25 protein-coding genes are annotated in these 26222 nt (G+C 62.6%); 17 read left to right on the plus strand and 8 right to left on the minus strand.

The window, feature by feature from the left end; all coding sequences use genetic code 11:
* Positions 1-37: 37 nt before the first annotated feature.
* Entirely contained in the window at positions 38-190 is a 153-nt protein-coding gene (locus KP004_RS08460; RefSeq protein ID WP_199389622.1) for a TFIIB-type zinc ribbon-containing protein, read from the minus strand.
* A 447-nt stretch (positions 191-637) separates the two neighbouring features.
* On the opposite strand from KP004_RS08460, the gene amrS reads away from it, so the two are divergent.
* The 8 genes from amrS (at position 638) to KP004_RS08500 (ending at position 6118) form a co-directional block, all read left to right on the plus strand.
* On the plus strand, positions 638-1651 hold the full coding sequence (gene amrS / locus KP004_RS08465) for an AmmeMemoRadiSam system radical SAM enzyme (protein WP_216801894.1): 1014 nt from the start codon (positions 638-640) through the stop codon (positions 1649-1651).
* Positions 1642-3024: a sensor histidine kinase gene (locus KP004_RS08470; RefSeq protein WP_216801895.1), complete on the plus strand. Its 1383-nt coding sequence runs from the start codon at positions 1642-1644 to the stop codon at positions 3022-3024. Before amrS ends, KP004_RS08470 begins: the two co-directional genes overlap by 10 nt.
* 86 nt (positions 3025-3110) lie before the next feature.
* A complete protein-coding gene (locus KP004_RS08475; RefSeq protein WP_216801896.1) occupies positions 3111-3758 on the plus strand; it encodes a lysophospholipid acyltransferase family protein in 648 nt (215 codons plus the stop codon).
* Positions 3748-4194 carry a ribonuclease HI gene (rnhA, locus tag KP004_RS08480; protein ID WP_437178142.1) on the plus strand — a complete coding sequence of 149 codons (447 nt, stop codon included), beginning with the start codon at positions 3748-3750 and terminating at the stop codon, positions 4192-4194. The genes KP004_RS08475 and rnhA overlap by 11 nt, the downstream gene beginning before the upstream one ends.
* A 28-nt stretch (positions 4195-4222) precedes the next feature.
* A complete protein-coding gene (locus tag KP004_RS08485) occupies positions 4223-4534 on the plus strand; it encodes an HNH endonuclease (RefSeq protein ID WP_216801898.1) in 312 nt (103 codons plus the stop codon).
* Positions 4535-4559: 25 nt separating this feature from the next.
* Positions 4560-5180, plus strand: a complete 621-nt coding sequence (locus KP004_RS08490) for an HAD family hydrolase (protein WP_216801899.1) — start codon at positions 4560-4562, stop codon at positions 5178-5180.
* An 18-nt stretch (positions 5181-5198) separates the two neighbouring features.
* Positions 5199-5651 carry a hypothetical protein gene (locus KP004_RS08495; RefSeq protein WP_216801900.1) on the plus strand — a complete coding sequence of 151 codons (453 nt, stop codon included), beginning with the start codon at positions 5199-5201 and terminating at the stop codon, positions 5649-5651.
* 86 nt (positions 5652-5737) lie between these two features.
* Positions 5738-6118, plus strand: coding sequence for a VOC family protein (locus KP004_RS08500; protein ID WP_216801901.1), 381 nt, complete (start codon positions 5738-5740; stop codon positions 6116-6118).
* Between the two features lie 91 nt (positions 6119-6209).
* On the opposite strand, the gene pfkA is transcribed toward KP004_RS08500, so the two are convergent.
* The 3 genes from pfkA to KP004_RS08515 form a co-directional block, all read right to left on the minus strand.
* Complete coding sequence (gene pfkA, locus KP004_RS08505) at positions 6210-7169, minus strand: 6-phosphofructokinase (RefSeq protein ID WP_216801902.1); 960 nt, start codon at positions 7167-7169, stop codon at positions 6210-6212.
* Between the two features lie 99 nt (positions 7170-7268).
* A complete protein-coding gene (locus tag KP004_RS08510; protein WP_239027037.1) occupies positions 7269-8537 on the minus strand; it encodes a replication-associated recombination protein A in 1269 nt (422 codons plus the stop codon).
* Between the two features lie 51 nt (positions 8538-8588).
* Complete coding sequence (locus KP004_RS08515; RefSeq protein ID WP_216801904.1) at positions 8589-11084, minus strand: glycogen/starch/alpha-glucan phosphorylase; 2496 nt, start codon at positions 11082-11084, stop codon at positions 8589-8591.
* A gap of 137 nt (positions 11085-11221) precedes the next feature.
* Between KP004_RS08515 and KP004_RS08520 the strand changes: the two genes are divergently transcribed.
* The 4 genes from KP004_RS08520 to KP004_RS08535 all read left to right on the plus strand — a co-directional run bounded on the left by KP004_RS08520 (position 11222) and on the right by KP004_RS08535 (position 15814).
* Positions 11222-12088, plus strand: coding sequence for an NAD(+)/NADH kinase (locus KP004_RS08520; RefSeq protein WP_199389634.1), 867 nt, complete (start codon positions 11222-11224; stop codon positions 12086-12088).
* Positions 12089-13750, plus strand: coding sequence for a DNA repair protein RecN (recN, locus tag KP004_RS08525; RefSeq protein ID WP_216801905.1), 1662 nt, complete (start codon positions 12089-12091; stop codon positions 13748-13750). It begins immediately after the preceding gene.
* Positions 13747-14196, plus strand: a complete 450-nt coding sequence (locus KP004_RS08530) for an N-acetyltransferase (RefSeq protein ID WP_216791468.1) — start codon at positions 13747-13749, stop codon at positions 14194-14196. Before recN ends, KP004_RS08530 begins: the two co-directional genes overlap by 4 nt.
* Before the next feature lie 277 nt (positions 14197-14473).
* On the plus strand, positions 14474-15814 hold the full coding sequence (locus KP004_RS08535) for a TldD/PmbA family protein (protein ID WP_216801906.1): 1341 nt from the start codon (positions 14474-14476) through the stop codon (positions 15812-15814).
* A gap of 45 nt (positions 15815-15859) precedes the next feature.
* Here the strand turns inward: KP004_RS08535 and KP004_RS08540 are convergent, their stop codons facing one another.
* The 4 genes from KP004_RS08540 to KP004_RS08555 all read right to left on the minus strand — a co-directional run bounded on the left by KP004_RS08540 (position 15860) and on the right by KP004_RS08555 (position 20357).
* Complete coding sequence (locus KP004_RS08540) at positions 15860-16144, minus strand: ArsR/SmtB family transcription factor (protein WP_216801907.1); 285 nt, start codon at positions 16142-16144, stop codon at positions 15860-15862.
* A 63-nt stretch (positions 16145-16207) separates the two neighbouring features.
* Positions 16208-17194, minus strand: a complete 987-nt coding sequence (locus KP004_RS08545) for an ABC transporter ATP-binding protein (protein WP_216801908.1) — start codon at positions 17192-17194, stop codon at positions 16208-16210.
* The gene (locus tag KP004_RS08550) at positions 17191-18153 is read right to left on the minus strand and encodes an ABC transporter ATP-binding protein (protein ID WP_216801909.1); all 963 of its coding nucleotides are present in this window, start codon (positions 18151-18153) and stop codon (positions 17191-17193) included. The genes KP004_RS08545 and KP004_RS08550 overlap by 4 nt, the downstream gene beginning before the upstream one ends.
* 92 nt (positions 18154-18245) lie before the next feature.
* Positions 18246-20357 carry an HD domain-containing phosphohydrolase gene (locus tag KP004_RS08555; protein ID WP_216801910.1) on the minus strand — a complete coding sequence of 704 codons (2112 nt, stop codon included), beginning with the start codon at positions 20355-20357 and terminating at the stop codon, positions 18246-18248.
* Between the two features lie 344 nt (positions 20358-20701).
* On the opposite strand from KP004_RS08555, the gene KP004_RS08560 reads away from it, so the two are divergent.
* The 5 genes from KP004_RS08560 to secD all read left to right on the plus strand — a co-directional run bounded on the left by KP004_RS08560 (position 20702) and on the right by secD (position 26216).
* Entirely contained in the window at positions 20702-21811 is a 1110-nt protein-coding gene (locus KP004_RS08560) for a SpoIID/LytB domain-containing protein (RefSeq protein WP_216801911.1), read from the plus strand.
* Between the two features lies 1 nt (position 21812).
* Positions 21813-22838, plus strand: coding sequence for a tRNA preQ1(34) S-adenosylmethionine ribosyltransferase-isomerase QueA (gene queA, locus KP004_RS08565; protein ID WP_216801912.1), 1026 nt, complete (start codon positions 21813-21815; stop codon positions 22836-22838).
* Between the two features lie 224 nt (positions 22839-23062).
* On the plus strand, positions 23063-24178 hold the full coding sequence (gene tgt, locus KP004_RS08570) for a tRNA guanosine(34) transglycosylase Tgt (RefSeq protein WP_216801913.1): 1116 nt from the start codon (positions 23063-23065) through the stop codon (positions 24176-24178).
* A 76-nt stretch (positions 24179-24254) separates the two neighbouring features.
* Positions 24255-24581 (plus strand): preprotein translocase subunit YajC, encoded by a 327-nt coding sequence (yajC, locus tag KP004_RS08575; protein WP_183347036.1) that lies wholly within the window; start codon positions 24255-24257, stop codon positions 24579-24581.
* 36 nt (positions 24582-24617) lie between these two features.
* Complete coding sequence (gene secD / locus KP004_RS08580) at positions 24618-26216, plus strand: protein translocase subunit SecD (RefSeq protein ID WP_216801914.1); 1599 nt, start codon at positions 24618-24620, stop codon at positions 26214-26216.
* Positions 26217-26222 lie beyond the last annotated feature (6 nt).

The following is a 26222-nucleotide window of genomic DNA, read 5'->3' on the forward strand; positions in this document are numbered from 1 at the left end:
GGCGGAGGGGGGGCGCCTGCGGCGCCCCCATTCCCGTTTAGGCGGCTTGCTTGTTCACGGTGATGATCTGGGATGCTTTTTCGAGCCAGACGGTACCGCAGGAGGTGCATTCGAGAAGGTCTTTCGCATAACCGTCGGAATGCATGTCGATCTCGATTCCTACTTTGTTGTCACAGTGGGGGCATTTCATGTTTGTTTCTCCCTAAGGCGGAATGTTTGATTTTGACAATATATAGAACGAATCGTGTTGGTCAAGAGCTATTTTTCGTAAAAAGTCACCTAAAACAGTAGTTTAGCTTTTGTGCCACCGTTCTTCCCTGAGCCTTCATTTTAAAACATTTCATTTTTTCACGTCAACTTCCTCTCCATTCTTCGCTGTAAACTCCCGGTATCACGCTCTATTTCTCATTATCAAACAAGGGTATGGCTTTGTATCGCCTCAACGTTGACCTTTGCGTAAAAAGACGGGTGCCCTGAAAAAAATATTTAGCTCCCAATTCGTCGAACGACGGTTTGCAAGAATGTATACGGTATTGTGCTGTTGTCCTGCATCTTCCTTAATTTCCGCTGGAATTTTTTGATCGCAAATGCTATATTTGCGCTCGCTAATTTCTCGATCGGTGCACTCGGAGGTGACATGAAAGAAGCCATGTTCTACCAAAGGATGGACGGGGAGCGCGTTCGTTGCGGACTATGTCGCTTCGGTTGCCTGATCGCTTCCGGCCAGCGCGGTCGCTGCAGAGTTCGTGAGAACCGTGGCGGCGTGCTGTACACCCTGGTCTACGGCAACCTGGTCGCCGAGCACGTGGATCCCATTGAGAAGAAACCGCTCTTTCACCTGCTGCCGGGAAGCCGGTCCTATTCGGTAGCGACCGTGGGGTGCAATTTCAGGTGCCTGCACTGCCAGAATTACACCATCGCCCAGCCTGACGAGGAAAATGTCGAGCGATCCGGCAGCTTCGTGGAACCGCGCACCGTGGTGGAGCGAGCCCTCGCGACCGGGTGCCGATCCATCGCCTACACCTATACCGAGCCCACCATCTTCTTCGAATACGCATACGAGACGGCGCAACTGGCCAAGGCTGCCGGGCTGAAAAACATCTTCGTCACCAACGGCTATATCACCAGCGAGGCCCTGGCCGCCATAGCGCCCTATCTTGACGCTGCCAATATCGACCTCAAAGGGTTCACCGATTCCTTCTACCGTGAAGTGGTGGGCGCCGCACTCGGCGAGGTGCTGGATTGCATACGGGACTACAAGCGGCAGGGTATATGGGTGGAGCTGACGACGCTGGTGATACCTAACCGCAACGATTCCGAAGCGGAACTGCGCGACCTCGCCCGATTCATCGCCGACGAGGTGGGAGTGGAAACCCCGTGGCACGTGACCCAGTTCTACCCGACCCACCGCCTGACCGACCAGCCGCGCACCCCGGTGGCAACTCTCAGGAACGCCAGGCGCATCGGCCAGGAAGCGGGGCTGCGCTACGTGTACGAAGGGAATGTGCCGGGGGAGGGGGGTGAAAACAGCTATTGCTCTTTCTGCGGCGCCCTGCTAATTAAGAGGCTCGGCTACCTGGTCGAAAAGAATCTTCTCTGCAATGGAAACTGTCCCGGCTGCGGGGCGGTCATCGAGGGTGTATGGACGTAGTGCGGCGGATGTCTCGATGGGCCAAGCTCTCGGAACCGGGGTTCATCTCCTTCCTTTTTCAGATCCTGCTCGGAGCGGTAATCGTCCTGATTTTCTGGATCCTGGACGGCCTGCTCGACTATCTGCTCTTCGGCGGGAGACCCTTGAGCGAATATTTACTGGCGTCGGACAGCCACGAGGACTTCGCCCTGGTGCTCTTCCTGGTCGGGGGGCTGCTCCTCTACAGCCGCCGTGCTCACCGCCACGAGGCCGCCCTCGAGCAGGCCCTGCAGGCGGCGCTGGACGAGGCGCAAAAAGAACGGGCCAAGATGGAGAGCATCTTCGAGGCCCTCGGGGAGGCGGTTTCCATTCAGGATGCCGACCTCAGGGTCCTTTACCAGAACCCCGCTCACCGGCGGATGACCGGCGACAATATCGGCCGCTACTGCTACGAGGCCTACCGCAAGGAGAGCGAACCCTGCGCGGGGTGCCACTTGCTGGCCTCTTTTGAAGACGACAAGGTGCACCGCGCCGAACTGGGGCCTGAAGCTTCCGCCACCGGGGGGTACGTCGAGCTGATCGGCTCCTCCCTGAAAGGGAAGGACGGAAAACCGCTGTTCGGTATCGAGGTCGTTCGCGACATCACCGCCCGTAAGCTCGCCGAAAAGGAAACAGCCGCTCTCAACGCCGCGCTGACCCACCAGACCACGGAACTCCAGCAGGCCAACCAGGAGCTGGAGGCCTTCTGCCATGCCATCTCCCACGACATGCGCGCCCCGCTCACCAGGGTGTACAGCTCGGCCCAGGAGCTGCGCGGCTACCGCGAGCAGCTCGATGAGAACGGACGTTTCTTCGTCGACCTGGTTCACGACGGCTGCGTTCAGATGGAGGCGCTGCTCGACTCGCTCATGGTGCTTTGCCGCGTCACCGAGGTGGAGCTCTCCTGCACTTCCTTCGACTTGATCCCCGCAGCGCAAGAGATCGCCGCGCAACTGCGGCAGGAGTATCCCGGCCGCCCGGTATCCTTTCTCGCCCCGGACGGGCTCACGGTGTACGGCGACCCCCAGCTGCTGCGCGTGGTGCTGGAAAACCTCCTCTCCAACGCCTGGAAGTACAGCAACAAGGTGGACGCCCCCGTTGTGGAACTGGGCACGCAGAGGACGGAGCAGGGGGAGACCGCCATCTTCATTCGCGACAACGGTGCCGGTTTCGACAGCACCCGGGCCGGGCAGCTCTTTCAGCCCTTCAAGAGGCTGCACACCTACCGTGACTTCCCCGGCACCGGCCTCGGCCTCGCCACGGTGCGCCGCATCGTGCGCCGTCACAACGGCCGCGTCTGGGGGGAAGGGGAGGCCGGTCGCGGGGCCACCTTCTACTTCACGCTTCCGGGGTGACGCGGAAACGGTTGCCCCGGAATCGCCATTCATGCTATAAATCAACTTTCTTTCAATAAAATCCACGTGATGAAGAGGTTTTCTTCTTGAAGGTTTCACTGCTACGTCGCTTCTGGGTTACTTTCTCCGTCTGGGTAATCGGCAGCTACGCCTCACTGTTGAACCGGTTCCGCGTCGTGGGAGCCCAGCACATCCCCGCCGACGGGGGTGTGCTTATCGCCTCCAATCACATCTCCGCCTACGACACCGTTTTCCTTCCCTGGGCCGTCATCAGGAACCATCCGCTGCAGATGCTGTGGGCTCCCGCCAAGGAGGAACTGTTCAGCGGGTTCATGGGGCTCGTCTACCGCTCCTGGGGCGCCTTTCCGGTCCGCCGCGGGCGCGACGTGCGTGCGGGCAAACAGATCAATGCGCTTTTGGTCGACCAGAAGGTGATGCTCTTTCCCGAGGGGACCAGGCACAAGGACGGCGTGCTCGGCAAGGGCAACCGCGGCGTGGGGAAGATCATCTACGATACCAGGCCTCACGTCATCCCGACCGCCCTTACCGGCATCAACCGCTGGAAGTTCCCCGGTGTCCGGCTTGAGGGGAGTGTGGTTTTCGGCGCACCGCTGGACTTTAGCGACCTGTACCAACTGGAGGACTGCAAGGAAACCCACCAGATGATCGTGGATCGCGTCATGGATGCCATCGCCGATCTTTTGCAGCAGGGGGGGCGTCCGCATGCGGGTTGAGATTTTCTGCGACGGCGCCTGCAGCGGCAACCCCGGGGTGGGCGGCTGGGGGAGCATCCTGCGTTACGGCGACAAGGTGAAGGAGCTTTCCGGCGCCGAGGGTGAAACCACCAACAACCGGATGGAGATGAGCGCCGCGATCCAGGCGCTGGAGGCGTTGACCCGTCCCTGCGAGGTGGTGGTCACCACCGATTCGCAGTACCTTGCCAAGGGGATGACCGAGTGGCTTTCCGGCTGGGTGAAGCGGGGGTGGGTGAACTCCAAGAAGGAGCCGGTGTTGAACCGCGACCTGTGGGAGAAACTGCTCGCCCTCGCCAAGACGCACCGGATCACCTGGGTCTGGGTGCGCGGCCACAACGGCCACGTGGAAAACGAACGCTGCGACGAGCTGGCGCGTGCCGCCATCGACAGTTACCGGGCCGGGGCGCGCGGGTAAGGGGCTCAGGCTCCGATACGAGGATGTAGTGGATTACTTTATCATCGAGGTCTCCGAGGAGGAGGTCAGACGCGAGCGCGAAAAGGCTCGCGAACTGCGGCGCAGTCAGTGGTGGAAGAACCGGGTCGGCAGGGGCGTTTGCCACTGGTGCCAGGGGAAATTTCCTCCGGTCGAGCTCTCCATGGATCACATCGTTCCGGTGATCCGCGGCGGCAAGTCCGCCAAGGGGAACGTGGTCCCCTGCTGCAAGGAATGCAACAACAAGAAGAAACACATGCTCCCCGTCGAGTGGCAGGAATACCTGCAGGGGATGGGGCGCGACGGGGACGCCGAGGCTTAGCCGAGGCCGCCGTGGAGACAGGGTTTTGAGCCAAAAGATCAAGGCGGTCATTTACGACTGCGACGGCGTGTTGTTCGACTCCTTCGAGGCCAACTACGCCTTTTATCACCTGATACTGGAGCGCTTCGGCATGCCCGCCATAGACCGCGGGGACCACGACACGATGCGCATCCTGCACACCTACTGCAACAAGGACGTGCTTGAATACCTGTTCGCCGGCGACAGCCGGATGGAGGAGGTGCGCGCCTTTTCCGCCGGCATCGACTACAGGAAGCTCTTCCCGCTCATGGTCATGGAACAGGGGCTGCGCGAGACCCTGGACGCCTTGAAGGGGAGGGTGGAGCTGGCCGTCTGCACCAACCGGGCGAGCTCCATGGACATCCTGCTCGAATCCTTCGGGCTCGACGGCTACTTCAGTTGCGTGATGACCGCCGGACGGGTCAAAAACCCCAAGCCGCATCCCGAGCCCCTCTTCAAGGTGCTGGAACACTACGGCCTCGCGCCGCATGAAGCCCTTTTCGTGGGTGATTCCGATGTCGACCGCCGGGCCGCCGAGGGCGCCGGGGTCCCCTTCGTTGCCTACCGCGGCGAGATGGAGTGCGCTGCCAAGATAGATAGACACCAGGATCTGCTGTTACTGCTATAGCCCCCGGAGGGTTGATCTATGGAGCCTGTGCCCCAGGAAGATGCAGAGAAACTGTTCAGCCGTGCCCTCACCGCCTTTTCCGCCGGCGAATACCAGTCTGCCCTGGCGCAGCTGGAGCGGGCGCTGAAACTTCAGGATGACCCGCTGCTGCACTCCTACCTCGGCCTGTGCATCGCCAAGGAGCGGGGACAGGTGAAAAAAGGGCGCGAGCTCTGCCTGGCTTGCCTCGATCTCGAGCCGCAGAACCCGGCGCACTACCTGAACCTGGCCCGGGTGCACCAGGTGGCCGGGGAGAAGTCGCTGGCCCTCGAGGCCCTCAGAAAGGGGATGACGGTCGGTGGGAGCGAGGAGATCAAGAGCCTGCTGGCCACCCTCGGCACCAGGAAGCCCCCGCCGCTTGGTTTCCTTTCCCGCGACCACTTCCTGAACAAGTGGCTCGGCATCGGCCTTTCCCGCATCGGCCTGCGCTAGCCTGCACAGAGCTTCCGCAAGGCGCAAAGTCGGAACCGTAGTATAATTACTCCCTGTTTGCTCAACCAAGCGTGAGGAGGTGCCGAATGACCGACCGGTTCCGGGAACAAGGGGCTTTCAGCTGGCTCGAACTGACAACGGATGATGTTCCCGCGGCGCAGAGCTTCTACTGCAGGCTGTTCGGCTGGAGCACCGAGCGCTGGGACGGCGAAGGGGACTACACCCTGATCAAGGTCGCCGGCAAGGAGGTCGGGGGGATGGCGCCGGCCGGGCCTGGTCACCGCAAGCCCTTGGGGTGGGGCGTGTACGTGACGGTGACCGATGTGGACCAGACCGCTGCCATGACCGAAGAACTGGGCGGCAAGGTGCTGGTTCCGCCCACCGACATCCCCAGGGTGGGACGCTTCTGCGTGCTCCAGGACCCGCAGGGGGCGGTGCTGACGGCGATTACCTACTGTCGCCCGTAGCGGTACAATCGAATGAAAAAAGGCCGCGCCCGGGTTCCCTGGCGGCGGCCTTTTTTTATGTTCCCCCTCCCGTCAAGGGAGGGGGGAGAGTCTAGATGCCCAGGATCATGGAAAGCTCGTGCAACTCGTCCTGCTGCATCTTCTCGCTGACCACCACCGTTTCCAGCGGGGTGGCGCAGATCTCGCCGCAGCAAAGACCCACCATCTTACCTTTTTCACCGGCGAGCAGTTGCTCGACCGCGGCGTGGCCGAAACGGCTCCCCAGCAGCCGATCGAACACCGAGGGCGCGCCTCCGCGCTGGTAGTGTCCGAGTACCGTGACCCGGGTCTCGAAGCCGATGGCGTCCTTGATGTTGTCGGCGATGTTCTGGGCGCGGCCGGCACCTTCGGCGAGGATGATGATGGCGTTGCTGCGTCCTTCCTCGTAACGTTTCCGGAGCTGGTTGCACAAGTCGGCGATGTCGCACTCCACCTCGGGGATGATGGCATACTCCGCGCCGGTGGCGATGGCGCTCATGCTGGCGAGGTATCCGGAATTTCTCCCCATCACCTCGATGACGAAGGCGCGGTCGTGCGAGCTGGCCGTGTCCTTGATGCAGTCGACCGCGTAGATGATGTTGTTGAGCGCGGTGTCCACGCCGAGGGCCATGTCGGTGTAGGCAATGTCGTTGTCGATGCTGGCGGGTATCCCTATGACCGGCACCCCCATGCGGTGCAGGGCGAGGGCGCCGTTCAGGGAGCCGTCCCCGCCGATCACGACCAGTCCCTCGACCCCCAGGTCCTGCAGGTGACGGACCGCCTTCTCACGGCCGAGCACGGTGCGGAACTCCTCGCTGCGGGCCGACTGCAGGAAAGTGCCGCCGCGGTGCAGAATGCCGGCTACCTCCCTGGTGGTCATCTCCAGCAGGTCTCCCTTGAGAAGTCCCGCGTACCCCTTCCTGAAGCCGACGACCTGTGCTCCGTGTCCCAGGGCCGTGCGCGTCGCGCTCCTGATCGCCGCGTTCATGCCGGAGCAGTCTCCGCCGCTGGTGAGAATCCCGATTTTCTTCATGCTCTGACTCCGCTGGAAGTTGTCGTGCCGATATGGCGCCCCACCCCGGGGCAAGGCCAGCTTGAATATATCATGGGGTGTTGCATTTTCAACAAGGCCTTACCGCTCGGGATCGTTCGTCTTTTCCCGCAGGCCCTGGATCCATGCCATGCGTTCCCTGATGCTCTTCTCGTAGCCGCTTTCCTTGGGAGTGTAGAAGCGCCTGCCCGAGAGCTGCTCGGGGAGGTATCCCTGCGCCACGATGCCGTTTTGGTGGTCGTGCGGGTAGAGGTACCCCTTGCCGTAGCCCAGCCCCTTCATGAGCTTGGTGGGTGCGTTCCTGATCTGCATCGGGACCGGGAGCCCCCCCGATTTCCTGACCTCGGCCAGCGCCTCGTTGATCCCCATGTAGCTCGCGTTGGACTTGGGGGCGGTGGCGAGGTAGGTGACCGCCTGCCCCAGGATGATCCTCCCTTCGGGCATCCCCACCAGACGAAAGGCCTCCAGCGCGGAAACCGCCATCTGCAGCCCGCGCGGGTCGGCGTTGCCCACGTCCTCGGAGGCGAAGATGACCATGCGGCGCAGGATGAAGATCGGGTCCTCCCCCGCTTCCAGCATGCGCGCGAGCCAGTACAGCGCCGCGTCGGGGTCGGAGCCGCGCATGGACTTGATGAAGGCCGAGATGACGTTGTAGTGTTCCTCGCCACCCTTGTCGTAGAGCAGGGGCTTTTTCTGGGTCGCCTCGCGGGCGAGGTCGAGGGTGATCTCGCCGTCGCGCGCGAGTCTCGCCGCCGTCTCCAGGGTGTTGAGCGCGATGCGCGCGTCGCCGCCGGCCTGCTCGGCCATGAAGGAGAGGGCGTCCTCGGAGGCGGTCAGCTCGAACTCCCCCAGTCCCCGCTCCCGGTCGGTGAGGGCGTTCACCAGGATCTGCCGGATATCATCGTCGCCAAGCGGGTTTAACACCAGAACCTTGCAGCGCGACAAAAGGGGCGCGATCACCTCGAAGGAGGGGTTCTCCGTGGTGGCGCCGATCATGGTGAAGGTGCCGCGCTCCACGTAGGGGAGAAAGGCATCCTGCTGGCTCTTGTTGAAGCGGTGGATCTCGTCCACGAAGAGGATGGTCCGCTTCCCCTGGAACTTCAGGATGTCCTCGGCTTCCTTGACCACCTCGCGGATCTCCTTGATGCCGCTCATGATGGCCGAGAAGAAGATGAAGTGGCTCTTGGTGGCGCCCGCGATGATGCGGGCCAGGGTGGTCTTGCCGGAGCCCGGAGGGCCCCAGAAGATGAGGGAGGTGACCCGGTCGGTTTCGATCAGGCTTCTCAGGAGCTTCCCTTCGCCCAGAAGGTGCCCCTGTCCCAGGTACTCGGAGATGGTGCGGGGCCGCATGCGTTCGGCAAGCGGCGCGAATCGTTCGTCAGTTCCGTTGAAAAGATCCAATCAATGCCTCTGCAGTTCCACGGCTCCCGGGAGGATGTCCACCGGCTTGATGCCCCAGATTTCACGGGCGTACTGGTCGATGGTCCTGTCGCTGGAGAACTTGCCCATGCCGGCGCAGTTGAGTATCGCGCGCCGCGCCCACTCTTCGGGATTTTTGAACAGTTCGGCGACCTTTTCGTGGCAGGCGACGTAGGAGGCGTAGTCGGCCAGGAGCATGTAGTGGTCCCCCAGGTTCAAAAGCGAGTCGGTGAGCGGGGTGAACAGTTCGGGAGCCCAGGGGGAGAAGAAGCCGGAGGCGATCATGTCCAGTACCCGCTTCAGTTCCCGGTTGCCGTTGTAGTATTCCCGCGGATTGTAGCCGCGCGCACGCAGCTGCGACACCTCGGCCGCGGTCATGCCGAAGATGAAGATGTTGTCGCGACCGACCTCTTCCATGATCTCGATGTTGGCGCCGTCCAGGGTCCCGATGGTGAGGGCGCCGTTCAGGGCGAACTTCATGTTGCCGGTGCCGGAAGCCTCGGTCCCGGCGGTGGAGATCTGTTCGGAGAGGTCGGAGGCGGGGAAGATTTTTTCCGCCAGCGAGACGCTGTAGTTGGCCAGGAAGACCACCTTGATCCGTCCCGCCACGTCGGGATCGTGGTTCACCACGGCGGCCACGGCGTTGATGAGCCGGATGATCAGTTTGGCGGCTGCATAGGCAGGCGCCGCCTTGCCCGCGAAGATGAAGGTGCGCGGCACCACCTTCGCGGCCGGGTTGTCCTTGATCCGGTTGAAGAGGGTGACGATGTGCAGGACGTTCAGGAGCTGCCGCTTGTACTCGTGCAGCCGCTTAACCTGGACGTCGAAGAGCGAGTCCGGGTCGACGTCGAGGTCGTTGTGCTGCTTGATGTAGCGGCAAAGCGACTCCTTGTTGCCGTGCTTGACCTGCCGCCAGCGACCGATGAACTCCGGGTCGGATGCGATGGCGGAGAGCTTCTCCAGCTCGTACAGGTTGGTGGTCCAGGCCCCGCCGATGTACTCGTCGATCAACGCGGAGAGGGTGGGGTTGGACATCTTGAGCCAGCGCCTCTGGGTGATGCCGTTGGTCTTGTTGTTGAAGCGCTCCGGGTACATCTCGTAGAAATCGCGGAACAGCTCGTTCTTGAGGATCTCGGTGTGCAGCGCCGCGACGCCGTTCACGGAATGGCTCCCCACGATGGCGAGGTGCGCCATGCGGATTTTTCGTTCCCAGTGCTCCTCGACGATGGACATCCGGGACAGGCGGTCGGGCTCATCGGGGAAGCGCTCCCGGATCTCTTTCAGGAAGCGCTCGTTGATTTCGTAGATGATCTGCAGGTGCCTGGGCAGGATCTGCTCGAAGAACCAGACCGGCCACTGCTCCAGCGCCTCGGGAAGGATGGTGTGGTTGGTGTAGGCGAAGGTCTTCTTGGTGATCTCCCATGCCTCCTCCCACTCGACCCCTTGCACGTCGATGAGCACGCGCATCAGTTCGGGGATGGCGAGGGTGGGGTGGGTGTCGTTCAACTGGATGGCCACCTTGTCCGGCAACAGCCGCATGTCCTGGTGCTTCTTCTTGAAACGGTAGATGACGTCGTGCACGGTGGCCGAGGCGAGGAAGTACTCCTGCTTGAAGCGCAGTTCCTTCCCCTCCACCACGTTGTCGGCGGGATAGAGCACCTTGGAGATGGTCTCCGACTGCATCTTCTTCTCCACCGCGCGGATGTAGTTCCCCTCGTTGAAGAACTTGAGGTCGAATTCGCGGCTGGACTTGGCGCTCCAGAGCCTGAGCGTGTTGACGCTGTGGGTCTGGTAGCCCGGGATCGGGGTGTCGTAGGCCATGGCCATGACGTCGTCCGTGTCCACCCACTCGCGCACCAGCTTGCCGTTGGCGTCGAAGGTCGAGATGACCCGGCCGTAGAATTTCACCGTGTGCAGGTGCTCCTGCCGGTCCAGTTCCCAGGGATTGCGGTAGCGCAGCCAGTTGTCCGGTATCTCCACCTGGGCGCCGTCGATGATGTGCTGGCGGAAGATGCCGTACTCGTAGCGGATGCCGTAGCCGTAGGCGGGGATGGACATGGTGGCCATGGAGTCGAGGAAGCAGGCGGCGAGCCTCCCCAGGCCGCCGTTGCCGAGGCCCGCATCCTGCTCCTCGTTGACGATCTGGTCGAAATCGTTGCCAAGCGAGGTGATGGCGTCCTTGAAGTCTTCCCACAGCCCCAGGTTGATCAGGCTGTTGCTGAGGGTTCTCCCCATCAGGAACTCCATGGACATGTAGTAGACTCTCTTGTTGTCGGAGTTGTAGTACGCTTGCTGAGTGTCGAGCCAACGCTCAACCAGATGATCGCGCACGGCATAGGCGAGGGCGTTGAATCTGTCATAAGCTGTGGCCGAGTATTTATCCTTTCCCAGTGTGTATTCGAGATGTTCGAGAAAGGACTTGATAATGAGCATCTGCTCGTCAAGCTCTTCGTTCACGCCTATCTGCTCTTCGGTCATGAGTCACCCTGCATCTGCACGTAGTTATTGTGGGAAAGTCTCTGCGGGACTACTTGGGGTGCGCCAGTTTTCCGTTGGACATGATACACCAACTGTGCTAGTAAATCCTAGATTACAGTACAAGTAAAGGGCTCGTGATGAAAAAAATCGCCATTTTCGCGAAAGTGCACGATCCGCGTTGCCTGGGGGTTGCCGAAGAGCTGATCGAGTGGCTGGCGGCACGGGGTGTTACCGCTCACGTCGAGGAACACCTCTCCCGGAGGCTGCGGCGTACCACGCTCGCCGAGAGTTCGGAGAGCTCCGAGATCGCTCGCGACGCAGACCTCGTGGTGGTGCTTGGCGGCGACGGCACCCTAATCGCCGCCGCGCGCCTGATCGGCGAGTGCGATGTCCCGATCCTGGCGGTCAACCTGGGGAGCCTCGGGTTCCTCACCGAGATCACCCTGGACGAGCTCTACCCGTCCATGGAGCGCTGCCTGGCCGGCGACTTCGAGACGACCGAGCGTATGATGCTTTTGGCGAGCGTCGAGCGTGCCGGCGAAGTGGTAGAGCTGCATCGCGTGCTGAACGACGTCGTCATCAACAAGGGGGCCCTGGCCAGGATCATCGACATGGAAACCTCGGTGACCGGGCGCTACCTGACCACCTTCAAGGCTGACGGCCTGATCATATCGACCCCGACCGGCTCGACCGGCTATTCACTGTCCGCCAACGGCCCGATCCTGCACCCCGAGCTGGAGTGCATCTCGATCACCCCGATCTGCCCGCACACCCTGACCAACCGTCCGCTGGTGGTGGACGCGCAGGCCCAGATCGCTATCAAGCTGAACTATGCCCCGGACGAGTCCGTGTTCCTCACCCTGGACGGGCAGGTTGGGATGAAGCTTCTCTCCGGCGACGTGGTGCAGATCCGGAAGGCCCCCCACGTGACCCGCCTGATCCAGTCCCGCAGCAAGGACTACTTCGAGGTGCTCCGCACCAAGCTCAAATGGGGTGAACGCTAAGTGCTCAGAGAGCTCCAGATAACCAACCTCGCCATCATCGACAAGCTGCACGTGGAGTTCAGCCCCGGGCTCAACATCCTCACCGGCGAGACCGGCGCGGGTAAGTCAATCATCATCGACGCGGTGAACCTGATCCTGGGGGGGCGCGGCAGCGCCGACCTGATCCGCTCCGGCGCCAAGGAGGCCTCGGTGGAGGCCGTGTTCGACCTCTCCGGGCGCGGCGCCCTGCTTGAGGCGCTTGCGACCGCGGGGATCGAGTGCGACGGCGAGCTCCTGGTGCGGCGGGTGGTGGCTCCCGGCGGCAAGAGCCGCGTTTTCATCGGCGGCGGACTCGCCACCACCTCGCTTCTCTCCGAGATCTGCCGCAACCTGATCAACATCTACGGCCAGCACGACGCGCAGAGCCTTTTGAAGACCGAGCAGCACCTGCTCCTCCTGGACGGCTATTCTGGTGCCCTTCCGCTGCGCGCCGAATTCGCCGCGCGTTACGAACAGTGCCAGGCCGCCAAACACGAACTGCAGGCGCTGGAAGCGGGAGAGCGCGAGGCGGCGCGCCGGCTCGACCTTCTCTCCTTCCAGAGTAACGAGATCGCCGAGGCGAAGCTCGCTCCGGGCGAAGAGGAGGAGCTGGCCGAGGACCGCACCCGGCTGGCCCACAGCGAGAAACTGATGGGCGCATCGCAGGGCGCTTTCGACGCCCTCTACGGCGGCGAGGCAACCCTCCTGGGGAGTCTCGCCGGCATCATAGCCGGGGTCGCCGACGCAGGGCGCATCGATCCGGCGCTGGTTCCGGTCACCGAGGCGCTCGAGGCGGCCTACGCCCAGCTCGAAGACGCCTCCCTCACCCTGCGCGACTACGCCGCCCGCGTCGAGTCCGACCCGGCCCGGCTGGAGGAAATCGAGGACCGGCTCGACGCTATCGGGCGCCTCAAGAAGAAGTACGGCGCCAGCATCGAGGAGATCCTGGAGTACCAGCGCCAGGTGGACCAGGAGCTGTCGGTGCTCTCTGACATCGAAGGAACCCGCAGCGGCCTGCAGGCGCGTATCGCGCAACTGGAGCAGGAACTCGCCACCTTGGGCGCGAAGCTCAGTGAGACGCGGCAGGACGGTGCCGAAAGGCTCAAGGAAGGGATGGAGCGCGAGCTCTCGGAACTGGCCATGAAGCATGCAGTCTTCGAGACCTCCTTCGAGAAGAGCGCCGAGGCGAAGAGCTACGGTTTCGAGCGCGCGGAATTCCTCTTCTCCCCGAACCCCGGCGAGCCCCCGAAACCGCTGGCGAAGATCGCCTCCGGCGGCGAGCTCTCCCGGCTCATGCTGGCGCTGAAGCAGCTGCACCCCGACTCCGAGGTTCCCACCCTCATCTTCGACGAGGTGGACACCGGCATCGGCGGGGCCACGTCCGCGCTGGTTGGGGAGAAACTGAAACGGGTGGCCCGCGAGCAGCAGGTGCTGGCCATCACCCACCTGCCGCAGGTTGCCGCCTTCGCGGACCAGCACCTGAAGGTCGAGAAGAAGGTGGCCGACGGCAGAACCGCCACCGGCGTTGAGCTCCTGGAAGGGGAGGGACGGGTGGCCGAGGTGGCGCGCATGCTTTCCGGTGCGCGCGTCACCGAAAAGACCCTGGAGCATGCCAGGGAGTTGATTCAGGAGGCAGTGAGATGATCAGAAAGGCCAGGATTGGCGACGTAAAGGACATTCAGAAACTTTTGACCAACTTCGCGAGCCGCGGCGAGATGCTCTCCCGCTCGCTTTCCGAGCTGTACGAGGCGTTGCGCGACTTCTATGTTTTCGAGGAGGACGGGCAGCTGCTCGGCACCTCCGCGCTGCACATCGTCTGGGACGACCTGGCCGAGGTGCGTTCCGTGGCCGTCGCCGAGAGCGCCGGTCGGCGTGGCATCGGCAGCCAGGTGGTGGGCGCCTGCATCGAAGAGGCGCGTGCGCTCGGGCTCAAGAAGCTTTTCTGCCTCACCTACAAACCCGATTTCTTCGCCAAATTCGGTTTCAAGGTGGCCGATAAGTCCGAGTTGCCGCACAAGGTGTGGGGCGATTGCATCAAGTGCGTCAAGTTCCCCGATTGCGACGAGATCGCGATGATTCTGGAGCTGTAGAGGCCGGGAAAAGGGCGTCGACGATCTGTAGGGGCGAATGATCATTCGCCCCCCCCCTTCATCTTCGCTTTCGCCCCATGCGTCCACATCCCCTCTCCCTCTGGGAGAGGGCCAGGGTGAGGGCGTTGCCAAGGGCAATATATCCGCAGCTGGCAGAACCCTCACCCGCCCTTCGGGCACCCTCTCCCAGAGGGAGAGGGACTAGTGCAAGCCATACTGTACCTACCTGAGGAACCCGCAATAAACGGTTCCCTGTCACCAATTTCCCGAGGCCACAATGGATCTGACACGACACGCCGACGCTGTGGAACGCCTGCTCAAGGGGCGCGGGATCGACGGATACGAAATCGCCGTCGCCGGTTCGCGCGACCTCGCCATAGAGGTGAAACAGGGGAAGGTGGACGCCTTCCGCGTGGCCGAGCCGCTGGGCGTTTCGCTCAGGCTCCTGGTGGGGCAAGGCATGGGCTTCTCCTATTCGACGGCCCTCGACGATGCCTCCCTGGAAGGGATGGTGGAAGGGGCACTGGTCGCGGCCCGGGTGCAGACCCCGGACGAGCATTTCACCTTTGCCGAAGCGGCCGCGTCCTATCCCGACACCCCCTGGCTGTACGATCCGGCTCTTCCTGCCGCCGACGAGTCCCTCAAGGTGGCGCGCGCACTGGAACTGGAGCGCCTGGTGCTCGCGGTCGATCCCCGGGTGAAACGGGTGCGCAAATGCAGCTACGGCGAGTGCGTCTACCACTCCCTGGTCCGCAACTCTCTGGGGCTGGAAGCGGCCTACAGCGGCACCTACAACACCTGCAGCGTATCGGCGGTGGCGGAGGCCGACGGCGACGCCCAGACCGGCTGGGACTACGCCTTCTCTCCCGCCTTCGCCGGTATCGATCTGGAGACGGTGGCGGCCGGCGCCGGACGCAAGGCGACCGGGCTTCTCGGTGCCCGCACGCTGGCGACCATGCGCTGCCCGGCGGTCCTCGACAACCGGGTCGCCGCCGACCTCGTCGACGTGCTCTCCGGCTCCTTCCTCGCTGAAAACGTGCACAAGGGGAAGTCGCTTCTTGCGGGCAGGGTAGGGGAGCGGCTTTTCTCGGATGTCGTCTCGATGCGCGACAACGGCCTGCTCCCCGGCGGCATGGGGAGCGCCCCCAGCGACGGCGAGGGGGTGCCGCAGCGGGACACTGCGCTGGTGACAAAAGGCGTGCTGCAGGGATACCTCTACGACAGCTACTGGGGCAGGCGCCTGGGGGCCCGCTCCACCGGCAACGCGGTGCGCGGCGGCATCAAGAGCCCGCCCAGGGCGGGGGCGCACAACCTTCATATCGAGCCGGGCACGGCCGATCTCGCTCAACTGCTGGCTGGGGTGCGCAAAGGGGTGCTCATCACCGAGGTGATGGGTATGCACACGGCAAACCCGATCTCGGGAGACTTCTCCGTTGGAGCTGCCGGTTTTTACGTGGAAGAGGGAGAGGTGAGGTACCCGGTCAAGGGGCTGGCCCTGGCGGGTAACCTGCTGGATATGTTCGGGAGGGTGGACCAGGTCGGCAGCGACCTGCGTTTCTTCGGCTCGGCCGGATCCCCCTCACTGAGGATCGCCGAACTCGACGTCAGCGGAACCTAGGACCGCCCCGGGCGGGTGCGGTCCTTTCTGCAGTTTTGACTTTTCTCAGGGCTCCGCGTGCAGGATCTCGATCAGCCTGCGCACGAACGGGCTCACCACCGCGTAGCGTACCTCCACGCCGTCGCGGGTCCCTTCGATGATCCCCTTGTTCTTCAACAACGCCAGGTGCTGCGACACGGTCGCCTGGGGGAGCCCAAGGCACTCCCAGATGTGCTTCACGTTGCATTCCTGGGTGCAGAGTCCTGCCACTATCTTCAGGCGGATCGGGTGCCCGAGCACCTTCAGCATCTCCGCTTCTTTTCCGTAATCTTTGGTCTTGTCGAATGCCAACGTTCTATCCTCCAGTTTGGGCTAAAGATAATCTATATATGCTAATTGCAGTTGTCAACTGAATTACTTTGTTTCCTTCAGGAAGATTTCCTCGCTGAAGTGGCAGGCTGTTCGTTGTCCCGGTACTTTTTCTAGCAGTTCCGGGCGTTTCTCGCTGCACACCGGCTGCGCATAGGGGCAGCGGGGGTGGAAGGGGCAGCCGCTGGGAGGTGCAACCGGCGAGGGGAGTTCACCCTTGGCGATCACGTGTCTGGTCCTCTTCTTCGGATCGATGCTCGGTATCGCCGAGAGAAGCGCCTCCGTGTAGGGGTGCAGCGGGCGGTTCAGCACCTGGTCCCGGCTGCCGGTTTCCACGATCCGGCCGAGATACATGATCGCCACCCGGTCGCTTAGGTGCCGGAGCACGGAAAGGTCGTGGGTGATGAACAAAAAGGAGAGCCCCAGGTCCTTTTTCACGTCCTGCAGCAGGTTGATGATCTGGGCCTGGATGGAAAGGTCCAGGGCGGAAACCGGTTCATCGGCGATGATGAGCTTGGGCGAGACGGCCAGGGCGCGCGCGATGCCGATCCGCTGGCGCTGACCGCCGGAGAACTCGTGCGGGAAGCGCATCATGTGCTCGGGGGAAAGCCCCACCCGCTTGAGCAGTTCCGCCACCCGGTCCCGACGGTCCGCGGCGTTGCCGATGCGGTGGATCTCCAGGGGCTCGCCGAGGATCTCGGCGACCCTCATGCGCGGGTTCAGCGAGGAGAACGGGTCCTGGAACACCATCTGCACCTCTTTGCGGTACTGGGCCAGTTCCGTCTTGCTCATCTGGGCCAGCTCGCGTCCGGCGTAGCGGATGCTTCCCGAGGTGGGTGGGGTGAGGCCGGTCAAAAGCCTCGCCACGGTGGATTTGCCGCACCCGGACTCGCCGGCAAGGCCCAGTGTCTCGCCCGGGTAGAGCTCGAGATCGATGCCGGCCACGGCGGTTAGGATCCGCTTCTCCGCGAACATCCCCCCGCGCACGGGGTACTGCTTCACCAGGTTTTCAGCGGTCAGAAGCGGCGTCATGATACCTTCCGGCAGCGCACCAGGTGTCCCGGCGCCACCTTCCTCATTGCGATGGTTTCTCTGGTGCAGCCCTCGTCACCGATGGGGCAGCGTTCCTTGAATGGGCAGCCGGCCAGGTCGCCGCGCAGGTCGGGCACGCCCCCTGCGAAGGTGGCGAGCTTTTCGCCCGGCTTTCCGAACTCCGGCAGCGAGGCGAGCAGTCCCTTGGTGTAGGGGTGCAGCGGGTTGGCGAAGAGCTCCGCGGTGGGAGCGCTCTCGACGATCTCGCCGGCGTACATGATGGCGGTGCGGTGGGCGCGCTCGGCGACGATCCCGAGGTTGTGGGTGATGAGGATCAGCCCCATGCGGTTTTGCGCCATGAGCCGGTCCAAAAGCTCTAGTATCTGTGCCTGTATGGTCACGTCCAGCGCCGTGGTCGGCTCGTCGGCGATGACGAGTTCCGGGCCGCAGGAGAGCGCCATGGCGATCATGACGCGCTGGCGCATTCCGCCGGAGAGCTGGTGCGGGTAGTCCTTGACCCGGTCTTTGGCGGCGGGGATGCCCACCTGGGTCAAAAGCTCGATCGCCTCGCGCTCCGCCTGCTGCGCGGACAGGCCGCGGTGGATCCTGAGCCCCTCGGCCACCTGGTACCCAACTGTGAAGACAGGGTTCAGCGAGGTCATCGGGTCCTGGAACACCATGGCGATCCGGTTCCCCCTGATCTCGCGCATCCGCTCCTCGGAGAGAGCCAGCAGGTCCTCCCCCTTGAAGCGTATGGAGCCGGAGACGATGTGCCCCGGCGGGGGGACCAGCCTCAGCACGGACGCCGCGGTGATGCTCTTGCCGCAGCCTGACTCGCCCACCAGGGCCAGCGTCTCGCCCGGCTCGACGCTCAGGTCCACGCCGCGCACGGCTTTCAGTACGCCGCTTTTCAGGCGAAATTCGGTGCGCAGTCCTGTGATTTCTAGAAGTGCCGGCACAAGGGCTCCCGGTGCCCCCAAGGGACACAAAAACGGCGCGGACCGGCTCTGCCGGCCGCGCTGCAAAGTTTTATCTTATACCATTATTCGGATTACTGAGCAACGCAGGAGTGAGCCGCACTGTCTCCCTTGGGGGGGGAGGGGACCACGTGCAGCCCCGGGAATTCCTCGCGCTGCGGCAGGAAGTTCGGTGTTTTCAGCAGCTTGATGAAGATGGGGACCAGTTCGGGGTCGAACTGGGTGCCGGCGTTTTCGGCCAGCTCCTGGATCGCCACCTCGAGCTTGAGCGCCTTGCGGTAGGGGCGGTCCGAGGTCATGGCGTCGAAGCTGTCGGCGATGGCCAGGATGCGGGACTCCAGGAGTAGTTCCTGGCCGATCAGGCGGTTGGGATACCCCTTGCCGTCGTAACGCTCGTGGTGCTGACCGATGCACAGGCGCACGTCGTGCAGGAACTCGATCGGCTCCAGGATCTTCATGCCGATGGTGGGGTGCTGCTGCAGTTCGGCCACGTCGTCCCTGGTAAGGGTTTCCTCCTTGTGCAAAAGGGAGAGGTCGATGCCTATCTTGCCGATGTCGTGCAGGATGGCGGCGCGCTCGATCACCTTGAGCCGGTTGGCGGGAAGCTCGAGCTTGCGGGCCAGAGCCAGCGAGAAGCGGGTGACGCGTTCGGAGTGGCCGCGGGTGTAGCTGTCGGAAGCCTCGATGGCGGAGACCAGCGCCTGGATGGTGTTGAGGTAGGTCTTCTGCTGCTCGTCGTAGAGCATCGCGTTCTTGATGGCGATGGAGGCCTGGGCGGCGATGGTGGAGAGGAGTTCCAGTTCCTCGTGGTTGTAGACGGTGTTGTTCAGTTTGTTGACCACGGTGAGGGTGCCGATGATCTCGTCCTTCACCATGAGCGGAACGCAGATCAGGGTCTTCCTCTCGAAACCGATCGGGCTCACCCGGTCGAACTCGGGGGTGAGGGAGATGTCGGTGATCAGCAGCGGCTTGCTGTTCTGGATGACCCAGCTGGAGACGCTGGAGGGCTTCATGGGGACGAACAGGTGCTTCGGGTCGGGGTTTTTATAGCCGACCAGGTTGGTGATGCGTAGCTCGCCATGCTCGGCGTTGTACAGAACCACGTAGCCTACCTGGGCCTGCATGGTGTCCATGGTGGTCTTCACCACCAGCTGGTACAGGTTTTCCACCTCGATGGTGGAGTTGATGGCCAGGCCCAGGCGGTACAGAGTGGAAAGTTTCGCCACCGCCTTCTCGAGGTTGGTGTTCTTGTCTTCCAGTTCGCCGGCGAGATCGGCGATCTTGTAGTTGGCCTCCTCGATCTCCTCGATACGCTCCTCCAGGGTCACGTTGAGGTTCTCGATCTCCCGGATCTGCTCCTCGAGCCGGCCGTTCATCAGGTGGGTTTCACGGTGGTGCGCCAGTTTTTCCTGGGCCCGGGCCAGCTCCCTCTCGTGCTGCACGGTGGATTCCATAAGGGTGGCGATCGTGCCGACCATGTGGTTGAAGCTGTTCCCCAGCGAGCGCATCTCTCGGCTGGAGGTGAGGCTGATCTCCTGCTTGAAGTCGCCTTGCTCGACCTGTTCCATGTAGCGCATCAGTTTGCGGAGGGGGCGCTCCACATAGGCGACCAGAAAGACGAAGATGGTGGCGACGGTAAGCAGTACCAGGATGACGGCATACAATATGGCGATCTGACGTTCCCGGGAGATGAAGCCGTTCATGTAGCCCATGGAGAGCTTGATCTCGAGCAGACCGAGGGTTTCCTTGCTGGCGGGGTGGCACTTGTAGCACTGCGGGGCGTTGAATATGCGGGCGTAGGAGAGAAAAACCCCCTCATCGGGGAGCATGGACAGGTTGCGGGCGGGGAGCTTCGGACGGCCCAGGTCCGGTACCTTCCCCCCGATCTCCTCGCGGTCCGCGGAATTCAGGATTTTCCCGTCGGCATCCACGATCCTGATCGACTTGATAAACTCGCGGGATTTGATCCTGGCGAAGATGCTGGCCACCTCATCGGAGCGGCCCGAGAGCATCGCGTTGGAGACGGAACTCTTGATAGTCTCGATGAGGACCGAGGTGTTCCGGTTGGCGATCTCATGCAGCATTTCCTTTTGCTGCCGGTAATTTTGGTAAGCCACAGTCGAGATGACTACCACCAGAATCGCGGTGACCAGGGTGAGGATCTTTGTTTTAAGCGAGATGCTCATACAGCTCCATACGGTGTCACAGATCACGCTAAATGGCTATCGTCTACAGCGATATAGCCTTTTTTTGTACTTCTGGCAACACTTATTTGGGATCTACAGCTCAGCTCCGTTGCCGTCAAACCAATCTGATCTCGACATCTTAGCTGCACTGCGCGTAACCGGTTCCTCTCGTTGACACACCCAGGAACCCGTTGCTTAATGAGAAACTAAGCAAATCGCTTGCCAATTAATTAAAACTGAAAACCCTCTGATTAGAGCGACAAAATTATTGACTTTGCGGGCGGTTCCATGGTTTATATCTAAGGCTTTTACGGGACGGTTAAACCCAGGTGTATACGGAATTGATGAGCTGCTTCAGGACGTTGATCATATTAATCATCTGCCTCGCCGCCGGAGGGAGTGCCGCCGCGATGCGACCGGAGATGGTACGGGTGGCACTGTTCAAGGGGGCCGAAACCCTCAGGATCGACGGCGATGGCGTGCTCCTTACCGACGGTCGCGGTGAACCGCTCAGGGTGGAGATGCCCCTCGAGGTGCGCCGCGCCGGAAGCGGGCTCAGCGTGAACGGCAAGCCGGTGAACCGCCTGGTTGCCTCCGCCTTCTCGCGCATTTCGGTGAACGGGAAGGGGTACCGCGCCCTCATCGAGGTGTCTCCTGCCGACAAGGGGCTTTTGGTGGTGAACGAGCTGCCGCTCGAGGAATACCTGGTCGGACTCATCAACTGCGAGATCAGTTCCGCCTGGCCCATAGAGGCCATCAAGGCGCAGGCCGTCATCGCCCGTTCCTACGCCGTGTACCAGATGCAGGCCCGCCGCGGCGCAAGCTACCAGCTCGAGTCCAGCGTCATGGACCAGGTCTACGAGGGGGCGGACGTCGAGGACAGCCGTGCCGCCTACGGCGTGCGCGAGACCGCCGGTGAGGTGCTCACCTACGACGGCAAGACCATCCAGGCCTTCTATCATTCCAACTGCGGCGGCCATACCGAGTCCTCCAAAAACGTCTGGGGGCTGTCGATCCCGTACCTCCAAGGTGTCTCTTGCCGCTACTGCGGCGACTCCAACCCCATCCGGTGGGAGTTGAACCTTCCCCTTAAGAAGGTGGAGAGCTCGCTCAAGGCCGCAGGCTTCCAGGTCGCCGGCCTTAAAGAGCTGCGCGTGCGCGGCAGGAACGCAAGCGGCAGGGTGCAGGACGTGGTCGCCGAGTGCTCCCGGGGGAACGTCGCCATCCCCGCGGTCGCCTTCCGCAAGGCCTTGGGTTACGGCACGGTGAAGAGCACCAACTTCGAGCTCCGCTGCCAGCGCGACGAGGTCCAGGTCAGCGGCACCGGCTCCGGTCACGGCGTGGGGCTTTGCCAGTGGGGCGCCAAGGGGCGCGCCAACGAAGGGTTCGGTTACCGCGAGATCCTCACTTACTATTATCCGGGCGTGAAGCTTTCCGGCGGGTACGGTCGATAGCATGCGCCTTTCCGATTTCGATTACGAACTTCCGCCGGAGCTGATCGCTCAGCACCCGGCCAGCCGCAGGGACGCCTCGAGGCTTTTGACCCTGGACCGCGCCACCGGTGCGGTCGGGGAGAGCACCGTGGCCGCCATCGCTGCCCAGTTTCGCCCCGGCGACCTCCTGGTCCTCAACGACACCCGCGTGATCCCGGCCCGGCTCAAGGGACACAAGGAAAGCGGCGGTGCCGTGGAGGTGTTCCTCGTGCGCCGCGTCCCCGGCGGGGGAGAGGTCTGGAGCTGCCTCATCAAGGCCTCCAAGTCCCCCGGTGCCGATACCCGCATCATCCTCCCCTCCGGAGTCGTCGCGACGGTTCTCGCCCGCGAGGCCGGAGAGTGGCTGGTCCGCTTCGAGGGGAGCGACGACTTCATGGCGTGGCTGGAAGGGGCCGGGAGCATGCCGCTCCCCCCCTACATCAAGCGGGCGCCCGAAGGTGAAGACCTGGAGCGCTACCAGACCGTATTCGCGCGCGAAAAAGGGGCCGTGGCCGCTCCCACCGCCGGACTGCACTTCACCCCGGAGATCCTGGCTGAGATCCGGGGTCGCGGCGTGGAGATCGCGCCGGTCACCCTGCACGTGGGACTGGGGACCTTCATGCCGGTCCGGGTCGAGGACCTCTCCCAGCACACCATGCACCGGGAGTTGTACCGGATCCCGCACGCAACCGCGGAGGCCATCCGCCGCACCAGGGAGGCCGGGGGGAGGGTGGTAGCGCTCGGGACCACCTCGATGCGGGCTCTGGAGCACGCCGCATCCTCCGGGGAGCTTGAGGCCGGGGAGCGCGAGGCGGACATCTTCATCCTGCCGGGATACCGGTTCCGGGTGGTTGATGCGTTGATAACGAATTTTCATCTCCCCAAATCGACTCTATTTATGTTAGTGTGCGCTTTCGCCGGGAAAGAGGTCATGCTGAACGCCTACCGCGAGGCGGTGCAGCGCCGCTTCCGGTTCTTCAGCTACGGAGACGCGATGTTCATCGGCTGAGGCCGAGGACATCGGCAAAAGGGGAAGGGCGGGCGAATGATCATTCGCCCCTACAGTGGACCTTCTATAAATTGAAAGAGATGACGTTCCTCCCCCTCCCTTGACGGGAGGGGGCAGGGGGGTGGGTGACGTTGATATCGGTATCGATGTCGGCACCTGCCCCCACCCCCTAACCCCCTCCCGCGAGGGGAGGGGGGATATAAAGCGACAACGTAGGGAGTGCTTTGGCTGCTATATCGTTTGAACTGATCAAGAAAGACCCGGGCTGCGCGGCCCGTTTAGGCTCTCTGACAACCACGCACGGCAGGATCGAAACCCCGATTTTCATGCCGGTCGGGACCCAGGCGACGGTCAAGGCCATGACGCCGGAGGAACTGGTCGAGGTGGGGTCACAGATCATCCTCGCCAACACCTACCACCTCTACCTGCGCCCCGGCCACGAGCTGGTGGCGCGGATGGGGGGGCTGCACCGCTTCATGCACTGGGACCGCCCCATGCTGACCGACTCGGGCGGCTTCCAGGTCTTCTCGCTGGGCGAGCTGAGGAAGATCTCCGAGGAAGGGGTGAAGTTCCGCTCCCACATCGACGGCTCCAGGCATTTCATCTCCCCCGAGGTATCCATCGCGATCCAGGAGGCGCTGGGTGCCGACATCGCCATGTGCTTCGACGAATGCCCCCCGTACCCGGCCGAACGTTCCTACGTGCAAAAGTCGCTGGAGTTGACCACGCGCTGGGCCAGGCGCTGCAAGGAGGCGCACACCCGTCCCGACCAGGCGCTCTTCGGCATCGTCCAGGGGGGGATGCATGCCGACCTCAGGCGGGTGAGCGCGGAGCAGATCATCGACATCGGCTTCGACGGCTATGCGTTGGGCGGGCTCTCGGTGGGCGAGGAGAAGGAAGTGATGCACGGCATGATGCAGGAGTGCAGCGACATCCTTCCCGAGCATTCGCCCCGCTACATAATGGGGATCGGGGCGCCCGAGGACCTGGTCGAGGCGGTCTACAACGGCTTCGACATGTTCGACTGCGTCATGCCGACCAGGAACGCCAGAAACGGCGCCCTGTTCACCAGCTTCGGCAGGATCAACATCAAGGCTGCCATCTACGCCGAGGACCAGGGTCCCATCGACCCCGCCTGCGACTGTTATGTCTGCCGCAACTACTCAAGGGCCTATCTGAGGCACCTGTACCGCAGCCAGGAGATCCTGGCCTCGCGGCTGAACAGCTGGCACAACCTGCACTTCTTCCTGAACCTCATGAAACAGGTTCGCGAGGCGATCGCCAGGGGAGAGTTCGTCAAGTTCAGGCAGGACTTCTACGCCGCGAGAACCGGCTGTTAGCGCTGTTCGGTTGAAGCTTTACTCGAAGCTTTCATTGTCAATAAAGGGATGGAAATACTACCCAGGAGGTAACTAAATGTTAGGTTTGGCGTTTGCAATGGCTGCTCCCGCGCAGGGCGGCGCGCCCGCGGGCGGAGGTATGATGGCGCAGTTCCAGGGGCTGATCCCCCTGGTGTTCATGTTCGCCATCTTCTACTTCCTGCTCATCAGGCCGCAGCAGAAAAAGGCCAAGGAGCACAGAGCGCTTCTGGACGCGCTCAAAAAAGGCGATCAGGTCGTCACCGCCGGCGGCATGCACGGCAAGGTGACCGCACTGGACGACCAGGTGGTAACCCTGGAGATCGCACCCGGCGTCAACGTCAGGATCAACAAAGGGTACATTGCGTCTGTAAAGCAGGACTAGTGCATTGATCGAATTTTTCCGAAAGGAGCTTTTCCCATGAAGGGTTATACCTGGCGCATTTCTCTTATCCTCATTTTCATCATAGCCTCGTGCGTCTACCTGACGCCGACTCTGGTCGACACGCTCCCCACATGGTGGAGCGGGCTGCTTCCCAAGGACAAGATCCACCTCGGTCTTGACCTGCAGGGGGGTACCCATCTGGTCATGGAGGTCGAGACCCAGAAGGCCGTGGAAGGATCGCTGGACCTGATCGCCACCGACCTCGAGGACTCCCTCACCGCGCAGAGCCTCCGCTTCAAGAAGATCGGGCGCCTGGGCGGCGACAAGGTGCAGCTCACCCTGTACGACCGCGGCTCGGCCGACAAGGTGCAGGCCCTGATCAAGAAGAAGTACCCCGACCTCGAGGCCCTGCCGGTCTTCGACGAGGGGGGCTTCGTCAACATGCAGCTGCGCATCAACGAGAAAGAGGCCCAGGTCAGGAAGGACCGCGCCGTAGCGCAGGCCCTGGAGACCATCCGTAACAGGATTGACCAGTTCGGCGTCTCCGAGCCGGTGATCCAGCGCGAGGGGCTCAACAACATCGTCGTGCAGCTCCCCGGCATCAAGGACCCGAAACGCGCCATCGAGCTGATCGGCAAGACCGCGCGCCTCGAGTTCAAGCTGGTCGACGAGACCGTCAATGCTGCCACCGCGACCGCAGGCTCCCTCCCTGAGGACGACGAGCTCCTCTTCGAGAAGAGGACCGATCCCCAGACCGGCGCCGTGTCGGAAACCCCGCTGGTCGTGAAGAAGAAGGCCATGATCACCGGCGAGCTCCTGACCGACGCCCAGATCAGGATCGACTCCCAGTACAACCAGCCCTACGTGGCCATCGAGTTCAACTCCACCGGCGCGCGCCTGTTCGACCAGGTCACCGCCGCCAACGTGGGCAAGCGCTTCGCGATCGTGCTGGACAACAACATCTACTCTGCACCGGTCATCCGCGAGAGGATCTCGGGCGGCTCCGCCCAGATCTCCGGCTCCTTCACCGAGAAGGAAGCTGCCGACCTCGCCATCGTGCTGCGCGCCGGTTCGCTGCCCGCTCCGGTCAAGATCCTGCAGAACGTCACCGTCGGACCTTCCCTTGGTCGCGACTCCATTCACAAGGGGCTCATGGCCGGTCTGATCGGCGTGGTGCTGGTCGTCAGCTTCATGGCGCTGTACTACAAGCTCTCCGGCATGGTCGCCAACCTCGGTATGGTGCTGAACATCCTGTTCCTGATGGGTGCGCTCTCCGCGCTGGGCGCCACGCTGACCCTGCCGGGCATCGCCGCTATCGTTCTTTTGGTCGGTATGTCGGTCGACTCCAACGTCCTCATCTTCGAAAGGATCAGGGAGGAGCTGCGTCTGGGCAAGACGCCGCATGCCGCGCTCGACGCCGGCTACGACAAGGCGTTTCTCACCATCATGGACTCTCACGTGACCGCCCTCATCACCGCTGCGGTGCTGTTCCAGTTCGGCACCGGCCCGGTCAAGGGCTTCGCCGTCTCGCTGAGCCTCGGTATCATCATCAACCTGTTCACGTCGCTTGTGGCCACCAAGGTGCTCTTTGACGCCTTCCTGGACCGCGTCCACGTGAAGCGACTCAGCGTATAAGGGGAG

It is taken from the genome of Geomonas oryzisoli (genome assembly GCF_018986915.1).
In the GTDB taxonomy this organism is placed as follows: Bacteria; Desulfobacterota; Desulfuromonadia; order Geobacterales; family Geobacteraceae; genus Geomonas; species Geomonas oryzisoli.